Consider the following 14,082-nt stretch of genomic DNA (forward strand, 5'->3'; position numbering starts at 1 on the left):
TTATTATAACGACTTTATTCACTTAACTCAAGTTTCTTTATAATTATACGTAATACTTCTCTACATATCTATACTCATTGCATAAAATAATCATTACTATGACAGTATATGCCGGCTAATTTTAGATCACTCTTTATTGAAACTATCTACCACAGTCGTCCCTACCCTTAAGTTTTTTGAGGCACAATAAAAAAGAAGAACTGACAAATCAGGGGATAACTATCATGTCAATGACAGAACAGACAAAAAAAATATTAATGGCACTTTTATTAGGTATGGTTGCATTTGGAATAATGATCTTATTTTTTACATTTGAACAGTCTCTTATGGTCGCAGTGATAGTATTGATGGTGACATTATGGACGAATGAAGGATTACCACTGGCTGTGGTTTCACTGCTTCCGATCGTTCTTTTCCCTACTGCAGGTGTATTGTCTACCAAAGAAACAGCTGTCAATTATGCCAACCCTATCATCTATCTATTTCTGGGTGGTTTTCTGATCGCGATCGCTGTTGAGAAAACAGGTCTTCACAAAGTGATAGCAAGTAGAATGTTGGATCTGTTTCCAAGCTCTGTCAGAGGTATTATCTTTGCTTTGATCATCACATCGGGTCTTTTAAGCTCTATACTTTCCAATACTACAACCACCCTTCTCTTACTTCCTATTGCACTTTTTTTAACAGAGGATGTAAAACTCAAAATGAGGTTTGCATTGAGTATAGCGTATGGTGCAAGCATCGGGGGTATATTGACACCTATCGGTACACCGCCAAATCTGATCCTTTTGGGGATCATGAATGAGATGGGGATGGAAGCTATTCCTTTTGTCCAGTGGATGTATATGGTCGCACCATTGGTTTTCTTGATGTTTATAGCCGTAGGGTATATTCTGGGAACGGGTGTTAAAAATCTGTATCTCGAAGCAGATCTCAGTAACAAAACGCTGAATGCCGATCAAAAAAAAGTCGTCTATCTTCTCTCTGGATTGATCCTGATGCTATTGGTCAATGCGCCTATCAAGCCGTATTACAATGGATTGGGATTGAGTGAACCGGGTATTCTGCTTGCAGCAGGACTGCTCCTTTTTGCTCCGCCTTTTTCAATTTTGGAGTGGATGAATGATAAAGACAGTATCCCCTACCGTATTATGTTTCTTTTTGGTGCAGGGTTTGCGATCGCTGCGGCGGTCACAAAGACGGGTATGGCCGAAGAGATTGCCTCACATCTTATTGGCTTCTCGAACATGCCTATGATTCTATTTTTGCTCATCATTGCTGCGATGGTAACATTTACTACAGAGATCACGAGCAATACAGCACTTATATCGATCATGCTGCCTATACTCTACAAGGTGGCAGAACAAACGGGTATTAATGCAACACTGATTATGATGGTTGCGACGATTTGTGCTTCGTATGCCTTCATGCTTCCTATTGCCACCCCGCCTAATGCGATAGCGATGAGTTCAGGTGTGGTCTCGGTAAAAACTATGGCGACCTACGGTATCGTCTTTAATATTTTGGGTATTTTACTTATCGTTACAATTGCCCAATCTTTTTGGATACATTTGCTGTAGATAGTTTATTATTCCATCTCCAGTGTCATCAGATACATATCTTCCCCATCGAGTACAGAGACATCTGTACTTTGACAATGCACACATTGATACCGTACTTCACTTTGTTCACTCTCTTTTTGACATATATTGCAGTGGAGCTTTAGGTCTTGCAGATTCATGATAAATTCTGCCCCGTCACACACAGTATTCTCTTTAAATGTTTCAAAAGCAGTTTTTAGCAGGTGTGGTTCCACACCGCTGAGTTTGCCAATCTTGGTCACTACTTTGGTGACTTTCGTTGAATCATTCGCTTTGGCATGACCTTCACATTGTTCTAAAAGGGCTTGGACTATGGAGTATTCATGCATGGTGTTAGCATATCCTAGGCAAAAGTTCGCCTTTTGGCAAGTCAAGATAACGGCTGCTTCCATAGGCAGAATGGAGGATCACTCTTCCCTCTTTTTTCAGACTTACCTGCCCGATAATAGTTGCTTCCTTTGTAACTTCAACTTTATGCAAAGCAGCCAATGCCATTTGTGCATCTTTTTCAGGGACAGCCACTATGCAGGTACCCTCATTGGCAAAATCAAACGCTTCAAAACCAAACAGTTCGCATATCCCCTGCACTGCTTCATTAACTGGTATACTTGACTCTTCTATTTCCAAACAGACTGAACTTTGTTCAGCCCATTCGTTCAATACAGCAGAAAGACCACCACGTGTGGCATCACGCATGGCAGAGATAGAAATATTTGCATCGATCAAGGCTTGTACTGCGGGCCATAATGTGGCACAATCACTCTTAAGATCACCAGAGATTCCCAATCCTTCACGTTCCATCAAGATCGCTGCACCATGCCGTCCTACGTCACCTGATACGATAATGACATCTCCCTCTTGAAGATGATTTGCTGAAATTCCCTCTTTTTCTATCTCCCCTATGCCTGAGGTATTGATAAATATCTGATCTACTGCACCTTTGGGAACCACTTTGGTATCACCACAGACGATCTTTGCTTCAGAGTGTTTAAGTTCCTCTGCCATCGCTTTTACGATAGTTTCCAAGTCATCAAAAGCAAATCCTTCTTCGATGATGAATGAGGCACTGAGATAAAACGGTTTTGCACCCATCATAGCAAGATCGTTGACCGTACCTGCTATGGCAAGTTTTCCTATGTTCCCACCGTTGAAAAAGATTGGACTCACAGTAAAACTGTCTGTGGTAAAGGCGATCTTGCTTTTCACCTCCAAAACTGCAGCATCTTCTGCAGCAAGCAGTGTATCGTTGGAAAAATAATGATAGAAGAGATCGTGTATAAGGCTGTTGGTCTCTTCTCCGCCACCTCCGTGGCTCAACTGTATCTGTTTAGGACTTGTCATTTATATTTCTCCATATCTGTAATAGGCATTACAGGCACCTTCTGAGCTTACCATACAGCTGCCCATAGGGGTGTTGGGTGTACAAGCGGTTCCAAATACCTGACAGTCATTGGGTTTAGCCAATCCCTTGAGGATCGTTCCGCAGATACAAAGTTTATGATCATCAATAGGCTCAGTCGGTAGAATATCAGCAAATATCTTTTCTGCATCATAAGCAGTATACTGCTCTCTTAATACAAGTGCACTATCTGGCATGTCGCCTATGCCGCGCCAGCGAAAATGTTCACGCGGCTCCATAAACTTTGCGATCATTACCTGTGCTTTAATATTACCCTCTAAGGTGACAGATCGGCTGTATTGAATCTCCATTTCACAGCGCTCTTCATTCTTCTGTCTCACGATCATCAAAATACTCTGCAATACATCAATAGGTTCAAACCCACTGACGACTACAGGGGCACCATATTTCTCAGGTAATGGCTGATAGATTTTCGCTCCACTGATGACACTGACATGTGCAGGACCTATAAATGCATTGATCTTTGCCTGACCGTCTGCCATAATAGCATCTACTGCCGGAGGAACAAGCACATGATTGATATGAAAATAGAGATTGGCGATACCTTGTTTTTCGACCTGCTCCAGTAAAGCTGCTGTCATAGGTGTTGTTGTTTCAAAACCTATGGCAAAGAAAACGACTTTTTTATCTGGATTATCAAGTGCTATCTGGATGGCATCCAAAGGTGAATAGAGTGCCCGTATATCACAACCATTCGCCCGTTCCACAGCCAAAGAACTTTTAGATCCCGGTACACGGATCATATCACCCAGGGTCAATAAAATGGTGTCTTCCATCTGTGCCAAGGCGATTGCATGATCGATCCGTTCTTTTGGCATGATGCACACCGGACAACCAGGACCATGTATAAAATCTATATTTTGAGGGAGCAGCTGCTTTAGACCGTATTTCATAATGGTATGGGTATGCCCGCCACACACTTCCATGATATTTAACGGCTTTTTTAAATTTTTTGCCTCATCTGTAATGGCCTTAGCCAGGGCTTTGATAACATCAGGGTTCCGAAACCCGTCATAAAGATCTTTAAGCTGAAGTTCACTCATACTTGGGTCCGATTGTCACATTGGTCATCTGATTCAATGACCTGCCGCCGCTCTTCCTCTTCCATGGCTTCAAGCATTTCTCTATAAACTTCCAGACTTTGCAAGGCCTCTTCTTCATCTATTTTATTCATGGCAAAACCGACATGGATGAGTATATAGTCTCCTATGTTGATTTCATCTGCTATGAGATCAAGGCTTACATGACGCTTGATCCCCATTGTATCAACCGTAGCCATATTATTATCATCAATCTCAACTACTTTCGATGGTATGGACAGACACATATTAACCTCTCATTTTTCGTTTGAAATTGATCCAGTCTACAACGGATTGTATAGAATCTTTGTCATTGATATTGACTTCCAGTATATCTACATTGGGTTTAATGCGTCTGGCTTCTGCTTTTTCATTTTCTATGTCATACTTGAAGTATGGCAGAAGATCGGTTTTTGTGATGAGGACAAGATCAGCTTGACGGAACATGACAGGATATTTGGCTATCTTGTCTTCACCTTCTGGTACAGAGACAAGCACGATATTTAAATGGGTACCCACATCATAAGAAGCAGGACAGACAAGGTTCCCGACATTTTCCACAAAACATACATCTATTTCATCCAATGGCATATCGTGTAAGCCTTTGTGCACCATAAATGCATCCAAGTGACACGCTGAACCTGTTTGTATCTGCATAGCAGGAATACCTTTTGCTTTAAGTCTGTCTGCATCTTTACTGGTTTCCAAGTCACCCTCGACCACACCGAACTTGAAATCTGCCACATCTGCCATATGTTCCAACAGTGTGGTTTTCCCACTACCCGGACTGCTCATAAGGTTGATACCCAATATGCCGTTGTGGTTAAAATGTTGCCTGTTATGCTCAGCTTCATGGTCATTTTTATCTAAGATCTTTTGAATGACCGAGATGGTTTTTGCATCATTGAGTTGAGGATTATGATGTAAATGTTCATGTGCTTTTTGATGGTCGTGAGAATGACCATGACCTTCTTTATCATGACTATGCTCCATCACATTATCTGTTAAACTACACCCGCAATCTGTACACATCTCTATTCTCCTATCCTAATAATATATTGGTTCCGACAAGCAATGAAACCAAACCGGCAGTTGCAAATGCTCTTCTTAGATTTTGTAGATTACCTAAAAAGTTTTGATTCACATAGAGTATAAAAATACCAAATGCTATAAACACAAGTATCACTCCCAGTGTAAAAAACCCTACCATGGTGAAATCAACCACGCCACCTTGCACAGCACCAAGTGTAATCAACATACCTCTTACACCTCCTGCTCCCATCAAAAGTCCCAATGAGAAGGATGAACTCTTCTCTATGCCATGATGTTCATGTGACTTTCCAAACCAAATGTGTATATGCTCTTTATCTCCATGTTTATGCTTTCTTAGTTGAATACGATGCATAAAAACCATGAAAAGCAGATAGGTTCCCATACCCATAATCACGATGGCAGAAATTACATCACCATAGGCTAAAATATTTTCAGATAATTCAGTGTGCTGGAGTATTTTTGCAAAGATAAAAAGGCTGAGACCATGACCTAAAGCAAAGAGTGAAGTGATCAATAAGGTCTTACGTTTATTCTTTCCTATGGAAAAATCAGCAATAGCGGTAAGATGATCTGGACCAAATGCATGCAGCATACCATACCAAAAAATGAGTAATAGACCAGCTTCCATCTTACCTTCCTTAACTATTTAATTATAGAGTCTTTTCATAAATTTGTGTTTAAATATATGACTCTTTGATCATGCTTTTTTGTACAGAGAGATCATGCAGGGCACACCATGCCTGTCCCAGAGCGATTCCTCCATCATTGATCGCTGTTTCATTTTGAAAATAAGAGGAACGCTTCTCTTCCTTGCAGCGTCTGCTTATTTTCTCCACCAATACTCTGTTCTGGAAAACGCCTCCAGAAAAAAGAAGCGGGAGTGCAGGATGTTTTTGGGCAATCTGAAAAATGATCTCTGTGACGGTATTAAAAAAGGTTGAAACCATGATTTGTTTGTCTTCCATTTGTACCATAGATCTTACCATGGGTTGTAGGTTGATCATGCCACTCTCTATCTCAAAGTGAAAGATATCGGTGATGTTTTCATCCACATACTGTTCCATGACCAAGCCACTTTCCCCTTCAAAACTTGACAGGTGGACAATATCTGCAAAGCTTGCCACGGCATCAAAGAGTCTTCCCATAGAACTGCATAACGGGGCATTCATACCCTTCTTCCATGCTTTATGAAGCATATGGACTTCTTCTTTGGAGAATTGCTGTAATAGCGGTAAATTCAATGCAACTATCTCATCAAGTGTATAGGTTTCAAACAAGAGTGTAAGAGCAGATCTGCGTGGCTCTTTTATGGCCTTTTCTCCACCCAAAAGACGAAAGGGTGTTAAGGTCACGATACGTTCATACTCTTGATGATCAGCTATCATCACTTCCCCACCCCATATGGTTCCATCATCGCCATAGCCGGTGCCATCAAATGCAAATCCCAAAACTTTTTCATCGATCTGATGTTCGGCCATCGTTGCAAGAAGATGTGCATAATGGTGCTGGACTTCAATGGTTTGTAGTTTTGGATGATCTTTTTGTAATTGTTGAGCCCATTTTGTGCTCATGTATCCGGGATGCTTATCATAGACAATGACATCAGGTTCAAAGTCATAAAAGCGTTTAAAGGACTGAAGTGTACGTTCAAAGTATTCAAATGCTTCCAGTGAATTTAAATTGCCAATGTAGGGACTCATAATAAGCGTATCATCAAAGATCAAGGCTAGACTGCTTTTTTGATTTGCTCCGACAGCAAGTATCTTTTTTTTACTCTTAAATGGCAGTTTCATGCTCTTTGGTGCATAGCCTCTGGACATACGAAACGTGATCTTTTCATCACCTGCCATTTGTAAGACACTATCATCATTCGCATTGAGTATATCACGGTCGTGATCAAGTACCAGATCAACAACAGAGCCAAGCTTTTCAAGCAGTTCCATACTGTTTCGTATGATTGGCTCATTCGTGTGATTTGCACTTGTCGCGACAAGCGGCACATTTACCTCTTCGAGTAGAAGATGATGCAAAGGTGTATAAGGAAGAAAAACACCTATACGGTCAATACCCGGTGCTACAAGAGAACTGAGTAAACTGTCTCTTCGTTTGCGAACGATGACGATAGGTTTTTCTTTTGATGTGATCAGCTCTGTTTCCCTTAGAGATATTTCTGCAGAGATTTTTACGCTTTTGATATTTGGAAACATCACAGCAAAAGGCTTAAGGGGTCTTTGTTTGCGTTTTCTTAGTTCATTTACAGCATTGGTGTTGGTTGCATCACAGATCAGATGAAATCCTCCAAGTCCTTTGACTGCTACAATAGCCCCTTTTTTGATAGCATCTACTGTTAATTTTATAATATTGTCACCCACTTTTAATACGTTTTTCTTGGAATCAAGTAATTGGAGTGTAGGTCCACAGTCTGGACAGCTGATAGGCTGTGCATGAAAACGGCGATCCAAGGGATCCATATACTCTTTTTGGCACGCTTGACACATCGTAAACGAATGCATAGACGTGTTGGGTCTGTCATATGGAAGTGTTTCTATAATGCTGTAACGCGGCCCACAGTCAGTACAGTTAATAAAAGGATAAGCGTATCGTCTATTTGCTGGGTCATGCATCTCCTGGAGACAATTGGTACAGATAGCTATATCGGGAGAGACCAGAGTAGATTTCTGACTTTCTTTTTGACTTTGAAGGATTTGAAAACTTGTATAACCAACATACTGCACCTCTTCACTTGTGAGTGTATCGATGCGTGCAAGAGGGGGCAGTTCTCTGTGTAATGCTTCTACAAATGCCTCAATGTCACGCTCTTCACCCTCAAGTTCTATGCTTACTCCAGCTGCAGTGTTTACTATAAAACCACTTAAACGGTAACGGTCAGCAAGCTGGTAGATAAAAGGACGAAAACCAACTCCTTGTACAACTCCGGTGATGTTAAGTTTTCTATTCACTACCAAGGGTTATCGCTCCAAGTGCGACATTGGCATCGTCAATACTCAAACGTTTGTTTCTATAGATAGGATAATTGACACTCAGGCCATTATAGGCACGCATCAATAATTGACGGTTTTCAAATATCCCTCCACTCAGTGTCACACCATGAATACCAATATTTGCATCTGCATTTTCAGCCTGTTGTGCAATAAAGTCTGCCAAAGAATCAATAAAACCGAAACTAAGAAGATAATCATCAAGACCAGCAAGTTTGAAACTCATAGCAGAACGGATGGCAAGCCTTGGATCAAGTTGGTAGCCCTCTTCTGTACTTATGACTTTGTAATCGATACGGGGACCGGATTTACCACTAAATTCAATGGCAGTGGACTCAAGTTTTTCACACGATTCTAAGGCATCATCACCTTCATACAAACCGATAAAAACAGCTGCAATGGACCATATTTTGGTAATGTCAGAAGTATCAATATTGGATTTAAATTCCACTTGTTCGATAGTATCATAGAGATCAGGAAAAGTTTTTTTAAAATTGTCTACCAGGCGCATACCTCTTTCGTCCATGGTTCTGATCGCTTCCAACATATGCTTAGGCTGGGTTATATCGTTATCTCTGAAGATTACCATAGGTGTATAGCCTATTTTAGTAGAAAAAGAAAAGATATGAGAAGGATGTGCATGGCTAAAATGTATCCCACAGAGGGCTTTCTCACGAAGTTCATGTTCAAGTACAATAGAACGCATTGCAGCATGTGCAGGTTCAAAACGTATCGTTTTGGCAACAGAAGGTTTTTCATTGTTCGCAACATACTGTATGGTTAGTTGGTTTTTTAAGTCAACTTCTTTGTTAACCTGTAATCCATTGGCGTCTCCATAGGCTTGAAAACCGTTATACTCACAGAAGGAAGGTTGTTTTAAACGCATATCTATAGACCATGGGAGCATATCACGACCTGCTCCTATGATCAACTTTTCATCCAGCGCAGTAGAAACTCGTAGAGTAGATACCTGATCGCAATACACTGCATCTATACCTTTGTTTTTTAACGCAGTAGAGAGGGCCAAAGTAATTTTATCATCTGCAAAGAATACAAGATAAAAAGGTTGATTCAACTCATGTTCAGAGCGAAACATTAATTTCGGTTTTAAACGAACTGTAGGTTTTTCCACCATCATCAATGACTCTAGTTCCCCTTGGGTGATAAGAAATTTATCCGAAATATCTGTCGGATCGCAAAAGAGTATACCATGATGCTTCTGTTCATCTGTATGTAACAAAGAAAAACGGCGTAACCCATTATAGGTAGGTAAGGTAATTTCACCTTTTTCATCTAAAACAGTTGCTAATTGCGAAAAAAAGTCTTCTTCTGTAGATGCTGTGATCTTAGTAAATGTAGTTAAATCATCCATACAAATAGAGTTATCACTGAATCCACAAACAGAACATGGATTAAATGGATTCAAACTTTTTATCACTTTCTCTTGGCATTCAGGACAATACGGTACCTCATATACAACATCATCGTTGGATAATGTGTCAGATATACTATTTTCAGAATCTTGTGCACTATCTACCTCTTCTATTTTGTATTCCTCTAAGAAGAGTGATTGGGGGATGAGTGAGGAGATTTGTTCTGCAAGTGCTTCTAGACTAGCTTGGTCACCTGAAGTTTCTATTCTGTATTCTGAACCCTCTTGATGAAGTGAAAGTGGTAGTGTTGAGAGTTCATTTATACGAAATAAGAGACGTGCAAATAATCCATTACTATGGATGTATTTAAATTTAAACGCTATATGCATCAAGTGCCCTAAAAGAGTTTGGTAGAATTTCCTGTATATTTACATCAGCTCTTTTGACTGCATCAATACCCATTGTTTTTAGGTAATCTAAAAGCGTCTTTTCCATCAATGGAACGGCAGCAGTCACACCCTCAGAAAGAGAAAATTCTGTGGCTTCTATGACTGTGGGTACGACTCCTATGATCATCGTAGGTGGACGATCACCTGCAAGATCCATCATATTGAGTGTCTGTAGCATTTCGACTTCATGTGCACTGCCCTGCCAGTCCACGGCATCAGGAACTGCATCAAAATCAAAGAAGTAGACTTCACCAGCTTGTACTCCTGGTGCATTGATCGTATCGATAATGATCACATGATCATACTCTACAATGATAGGTATGAGTCTTTGTGCAAGAGTTCCTCCATCAACAAGATCAATTTGAGGTTCACCTTCAAAATGATATTTTTGTCCTATATAATTGATGAAATGAACACCTATTCCCTCATCTCCAAAGAGCAGGTTCCCTATGCCAAGTACTAATATCTTCACGTATTATCTTCTTTATTCTCTTTTTCTTTTTTTAGATGATAGTCATACCCTGTAAACATCACATCAAGTGCAGCATGCTTAAATCGAATTGCTGACCATATGACCATATAGATATGAATAGGAATGAAGATCAAAAAACCCCATATTGCCATATGATGAATATAACGTACAGTAGCAAGTCCACCCATCCATGCTTCAACAGCACGCATAGGATCATATAACCAACCACCAAGACCCTGATGATATACATGTACATAAAGAACCAATCCAGTAATAGAAGATACAATAAGCAATAGCATAATGGCTGTATACGTCAAGAACTGTAACGGTCCATAAAAACCTTTTTTACGTAACTCCCCTAAAAAGAAATAAGATTTTAACTGAACCATCCAAGACTTTATACTAAAGAAATCCTTTAGTGAACGCAACTCCCCTTCACTGTCTTTTCCAAAAAAGAAAAGATATATTCTGAGTAATCCTGAAGCTATCAGAATAAATCCTATGATCAAGTGCCACTTTGTCCACGTAGCATACAAAAGTTTATCGGTTGAGCCATCAGATGTAAGGAACGGATCAGCGATATAAAAACCTGTTATAATTAAGCCCGTGACGACTAGAGCTCGTATCCAGTGTAAAATTCTATTAGCACTGCTGTAGACAAAATCGGGATGATCTGAGGTATATTTTTCTTCTTGTCCCATGTTTTAATCCTTCATTCATTATTATTAAAAACTATTCTAATCTACTAACAGCTTGTACCACTGCTCATAGGGTTCACTTTAAATTCACTGAGTTCTACACCTTTCATATCCATCACATGTACAGAACATGACATACAAGGGTCAAAAGAATGAATGACCCTAAGTACTTCAAGCGGTTTGGTAGGATCTTCAAGTTTTAAGCCAACCAAGGATGCTTCATAGGGTCCAATAGTACCATTACCATCCATTGGTCCGGCATTCCAAGTTGTAGGTACAACGGCTTGGTAATTTTCTATTACACCATCTTTAATACGCACCCAGTGGCTGAGCGTACCACGAGGTACTTCTCCGATGAAACGACCTGTATACTCTTGTGAAGGATCTATTTCAAACTTAGTGTAGGTACTGTCATCACTTTTAATATTTTCCACCAATGAATTAAAAGTTGTGATGGCATTGTCAGAGATCAGCTTTGTTTGAAGCATTCTTGCTGCTGTTCTACCTAATGTCGTAAAGAGTGCACCCACTGGTAACCCTGTACGTTTTAGGAAAGCACCAACCTCATCTTGAACCTTTTTATTTCCTCTGGCATAATTGACAAGCAAACAGGATAAAGGACCTACTTCCATCGCTTCACCATCATAACGAGGTGCTTTTACCCATGAGTATTTCTGCGTTTCATCAATGATCTTTGCTTCGCCATTGACGGTATCACCATCTATAAAACCTGTATATTCAGGCTCAGTAACGCCATCATAGGGTTGAAGAGGAGTTGTTCCTTTGTACCAAGCATGTGTCACATCCTCTTCTATCTTCATATCATCAATATCATATGCTTGAGAGAGATCACCGTTTTTAATGTATCCACTTTGGAAAAGATTTTCTGTACGGTTTAGCATAAATGCATCGGCAGCAAGGAAGTTTTTTACCCCTACACCACCCAGTACAGTCTCTTCGGTACCGTATGCTTCTGCAGCCATCACGATATCCGCCTGATATGCGCGGTCGATAAAATCTTTGACAATTTTATATTTTTCTTTCCACTGTGCCAAACGTGTAGGACTCAAGATATCTCGGACACAAGTCACTCCACCAACTACAAGACTTTGTGGATGTGGCTGTTTAGCCCCAAAGATAGCGAACATTTGTGCTGCTACACGCTGTACTTCAAGTGCCTTGAGATAGTGTGAAAGTGCGATAAGGTTCTGTTCCGGAGAGAATTTGTATGTTTTATTTCCCCAATAAGCATTGGCGAATGGCCCAAGTTGACCTTTATCAACAAATTCTTTCACTCTTTTCTGAACAGCAGTGAGTTCATCTGTACCTGTTGCAATAGGTAAATCAGAATATTTGAAAGCCAATCTAGATGCTTTTTCAGGGTCTGCACTCAATGCTGAAACGACATCCACCCAGTCAAGTCCATGTAAGTGGTAGAAATGCACCACATGATCATGCATATAAAGAGACTCATTGAGCAGTGAACGTACCAATTGTGCATTGTATGGTGCTTCTACACCTAATGCATTTTCTACAGCTTCTACACCTGCCTTATAGTGTGAATAGGTACAAACCCCACATATACGCTGAGACATAAGTCCAGCATCACGAGGATCACGTCCTTTAAGGATAAGTTCGATCCCTCTCCACAACGTCGATGATGAGTAGGCTTTTTGTACAACATTGTTCTCATCTACCTCTACTTCTATACGCAGATGCCCTTCAATTCTTGTTATAGGATCTATAACTACACGTCTGTTACCCATAATCTATCCTTCATTCTCATCATTTTTATTCATAAAGATACTTGCAACGGCATGAGCACCAATACCAACCAAAGTAGCAGTAAGAAGTGTTGTCCCGATCTTATCAACGGTAGAGTTGAGTCCCATGACCAGATGTGAATCAATCGGTTTTTCCAATGGTCCCATCGTGTCCCAGAAGTCTGGTTCTGAACATCCCATGCAACCATGCCCTGCCCCAATAGGCCAATTTACATGTTGATTAAATCGTTCGGTGGAACAGTTATTAAAGGTGTAAGGGCCTTTACAGCCTTGTTTATAGAGACACCAACCGCCTTTTGCCCCATCATCACCAAAGCTCTCTACAAATTCTCCCGCATCAAAATGTCCACGACGTTCACAAAGATCATGTATACGGTTACCGTATGCCCATTTTGGACGATGGTAACGATCAAGTGCCGGTAATGTACCAAACAGTAAGAAGTGCATCAGTGTTCCAACGATATTTGAGGCACTTGGAGGACAACCAGGAACATTGATCACAGGTTGAGATATAACCTTATCTACACCTTTTGCACCGGTTGGATTAGGTGCGGCAGCCTGGATACCTCCAAAAGCTGCACAGGTCCCTATGGAAAAGATCGCTGCAGCATCTTTAGCCGCTTCAGTGACAACACTAAGTCCAGTCCGACCTTGGGGACCCAATGTCAAATACTGACCATTCATAGCTGTTGGTACCCCACCCTCAACAAGTAAGACATATCTTCCAGCATATTTTTTCAAAGCATTATTAAGATTTTCTTCGGCTTGCCAACCTGCGGCAGCCATAAGTGTTTCATGGTATTCAAGAGAGATATAATCAAAGATCAGTGAATCGATAGTTGGCGCATCAGAACGTATAAGAGATTCACTGCATCCTGTACACTCTGCCATATGTAGCCAAACCAATGGTACACGATCCGCCATTTTCGCAGCTTCAGCAAATAAAGGAGTGAACTGAGATGGCAGTGCAAGCATTGCTGTAATACCTGCAGCCCACTTCATGAAGTCACGCCTCTCAATACCACGACCTTCAAGCATCTGTTCTATGGACTCTTCTTTAATCGAAGGCAACTCAGACAACGCATGTATACGATCTTTTGCTTTCGCATAAAGTGCATCAAAACCATTCATCTTCAACCCCTTTTATTTTTTTGTAT

The 14,082-nt window shown here is 40.6% G+C and carries 13 protein-coding genes; 1 reads left to right on the forward strand and 12 read right to left on the reverse strand.

Going from position 1 to position 14,082, the window contains the following annotated elements; translation table 11 throughout:
- The first annotated feature begins 230 nt into the window (after window positions 1-230).
- Window positions 231-1,577, forward strand: a complete 1,347-nt coding sequence (locus LDM93_RS03115; RefSeq protein ID WP_223891023.1) for a DASS family sodium-coupled anion symporter — start codon at window positions 231-233, stop codon at window positions 1,575-1,577.
- Between the two features lie 8 nt (window positions 1,578-1,585).
- Here LDM93_RS03115 and hypA read toward each other — a convergent pair whose 3' ends face one another.
- Genes hypA through LDM93_RS03175 form a run of 12 tightly spaced genes read right to left on the reverse strand, consistent with a single transcriptional unit; the run spans window position 1,586 to window position 14,056 of the window.
- Window positions 1,586-1,927, reverse strand: a complete 342-nt coding sequence (gene hypA / locus LDM93_RS03120) for a hydrogenase maturation nickel metallochaperone HypA (RefSeq protein WP_223890582.1) — start codon at window positions 1,925-1,927, stop codon at window positions 1,586-1,588.
- Window positions 1,928-1,931: 4 nt separating this feature from the next.
- A complete protein-coding gene (gene hypE / locus LDM93_RS03125) occupies window positions 1,932-2,939 on the reverse strand; it encodes a hydrogenase expression/formation protein HypE (protein WP_223890584.1) in 1,008 nt (335 codons plus the stop codon).
- Window positions 2,940-4,061: a hydrogenase formation protein HypD gene (gene hypD, locus LDM93_RS03130; RefSeq protein ID WP_223890585.1), complete on the reverse strand. Its 1,122-nt coding sequence runs from the start codon at window positions 4,059-4,061 to the stop codon at window positions 2,940-2,942.
- Complete coding sequence (locus LDM93_RS03135; protein WP_223890587.1) at window positions 4,058-4,345, reverse strand: HypC/HybG/HupF family hydrogenase formation chaperone; 288 nt, start codon at window positions 4,343-4,345, stop codon at window positions 4,058-4,060. The genes hypD and LDM93_RS03135 overlap by 4 nt, the downstream gene beginning before the upstream one ends.
- Window position 4,346: 1 nt before the next feature.
- Window positions 4,347-5,129: a hydrogenase nickel incorporation protein HypB gene (gene hypB / locus LDM93_RS03140; protein ID WP_223890588.1), complete on the reverse strand. Its 783-nt coding sequence runs from the start codon at window positions 5,127-5,129 to the stop codon at window positions 4,347-4,349.
- A gap of 10 nt (window positions 5,130-5,139) precedes the next feature.
- A complete protein-coding gene (locus LDM93_RS03145; protein ID WP_223890589.1) occupies window positions 5,140-5,778 on the reverse strand; it encodes a hypothetical protein in 639 nt (212 codons plus the stop codon).
- 49 nt (window positions 5,779-5,827) lie between these two features.
- Entirely contained in the window at window positions 5,828-8,110 is a 2,283-nt protein-coding gene (gene hypF, locus LDM93_RS03150) for a carbamoyltransferase HypF (protein WP_308440690.1), read from the reverse strand.
- A complete protein-coding gene (locus LDM93_RS03155) occupies window positions 8,103-9,911 on the reverse strand; it encodes a hypothetical protein (RefSeq protein WP_223890591.1) in 1,809 nt (602 codons plus the stop codon). The genes hypF and LDM93_RS03155 overlap by 8 nt, the downstream gene beginning before the upstream one ends.
- Window positions 9,895-10,443 (reverse strand): HyaD/HybD family hydrogenase maturation endopeptidase, encoded by a 549-nt coding sequence (locus LDM93_RS03160; protein WP_223890592.1) that lies wholly within the window; start codon window positions 10,441-10,443, stop codon window positions 9,895-9,897. Before LDM93_RS03160 ends, LDM93_RS03155 begins: the two co-directional genes overlap by 17 nt.
- Window positions 10,440-11,144 carry a Ni/Fe-hydrogenase, b-type cytochrome subunit gene (gene cybH, locus LDM93_RS03165; protein WP_223890593.1) on the reverse strand — a complete coding sequence of 235 codons (705 nt, stop codon included), beginning with the start codon at window positions 11,142-11,144 and terminating at the stop codon, window positions 10,440-10,442. The genes LDM93_RS03160 and cybH overlap by 4 nt, the downstream gene beginning before the upstream one ends.
- A 44-nt stretch (window positions 11,145-11,188) precedes the next feature.
- Window positions 11,189-12,907, reverse strand: coding sequence for a nickel-dependent hydrogenase large subunit (locus tag LDM93_RS03170; RefSeq protein ID WP_223890594.1), 1,719 nt, complete (start codon window positions 12,905-12,907; stop codon window positions 11,189-11,191).
- 3 nt (window positions 12,908-12,910) lie between these two features.
- Window positions 12,911-14,056: a hydrogenase small subunit gene (locus LDM93_RS03175; RefSeq protein WP_223890595.1), complete on the reverse strand. Its 1,146-nt coding sequence runs from the start codon at window positions 14,054-14,056 to the stop codon at window positions 12,911-12,913.
- Window positions 14,057-14,082: the final 26 nt, after the last annotated feature.

The sequence above is a fragment of the Sulfurovum sp. TSL6 genome (assembly GCF_019972115.1).
Classification (GTDB): Bacteria; Campylobacterota; Campylobacteria; order Campylobacterales; family Sulfurovaceae; genus Sulfurovum.

Coding starts and splice junctions, on each gene's coding strand:
- LDM93_RS03115 (WP_223891023.1), top strand. CDS start 231: ATGACAGAACAGACAAAAAAAATATTAATGGCACTTTTATTAGGTATG.
- hypA (WP_223890582.1), bottom strand. CDS start 1,927: ATGCATGAATACTCCATAGTCCAAGCCCTTTTAGAACAATGTGAAGGT.
- hypE (WP_223890584.1), bottom strand. CDS start 2,939: ATGACAAGTCCTAAACAGATACAGTTGAGCCACGGAGGTGGCGGAGAA.
- hypD (WP_223890585.1), bottom strand. CDS start 4,061: ATGAGTGAACTTCAGCTTAAAGATCTTTATGACGGGTTTCGGAACCCT.
- LDM93_RS03135 (WP_223890587.1), bottom strand. CDS start 4,345: ATGTGTCTGTCCATACCATCGAAAGTAGTTGAGATTGATGATAATAAT.
- hypB (WP_223890588.1), bottom strand. CDS start 5,129: ATGTGTACAGATTGCGGGTGTAGTTTAACAGATAATGTGATGGAGCAT.
- LDM93_RS03145 (WP_223890589.1), bottom strand. CDS start 5,778: ATGGAAGCTGGTCTATTACTCATTTTTTGGTATGGTATGCTGCATGCA.
- LDM93_RS03155 (WP_223890591.1), bottom strand. CDS start 9,911: ATGCATATAGCGTTTAAATTTAAATACATCCATAGTAATGGATTATTT.
- cybH (WP_223890593.1), bottom strand. CDS start 11,144: ATGGGACAAGAAGAAAAATATACCTCAGATCATCCCGATTTTGTCTAC.
- LDM93_RS03170 (WP_223890594.1), bottom strand. CDS start 12,907: ATGGGTAACAGACGTGTAGTTATAGATCCTATAACAAGAATTGAAGGG.
- LDM93_RS03175 (WP_223890595.1), bottom strand. CDS start 14,056: ATGAATGGTTTTGATGCACTTTATGCGAAAGCAAAAGATCGTATACAT.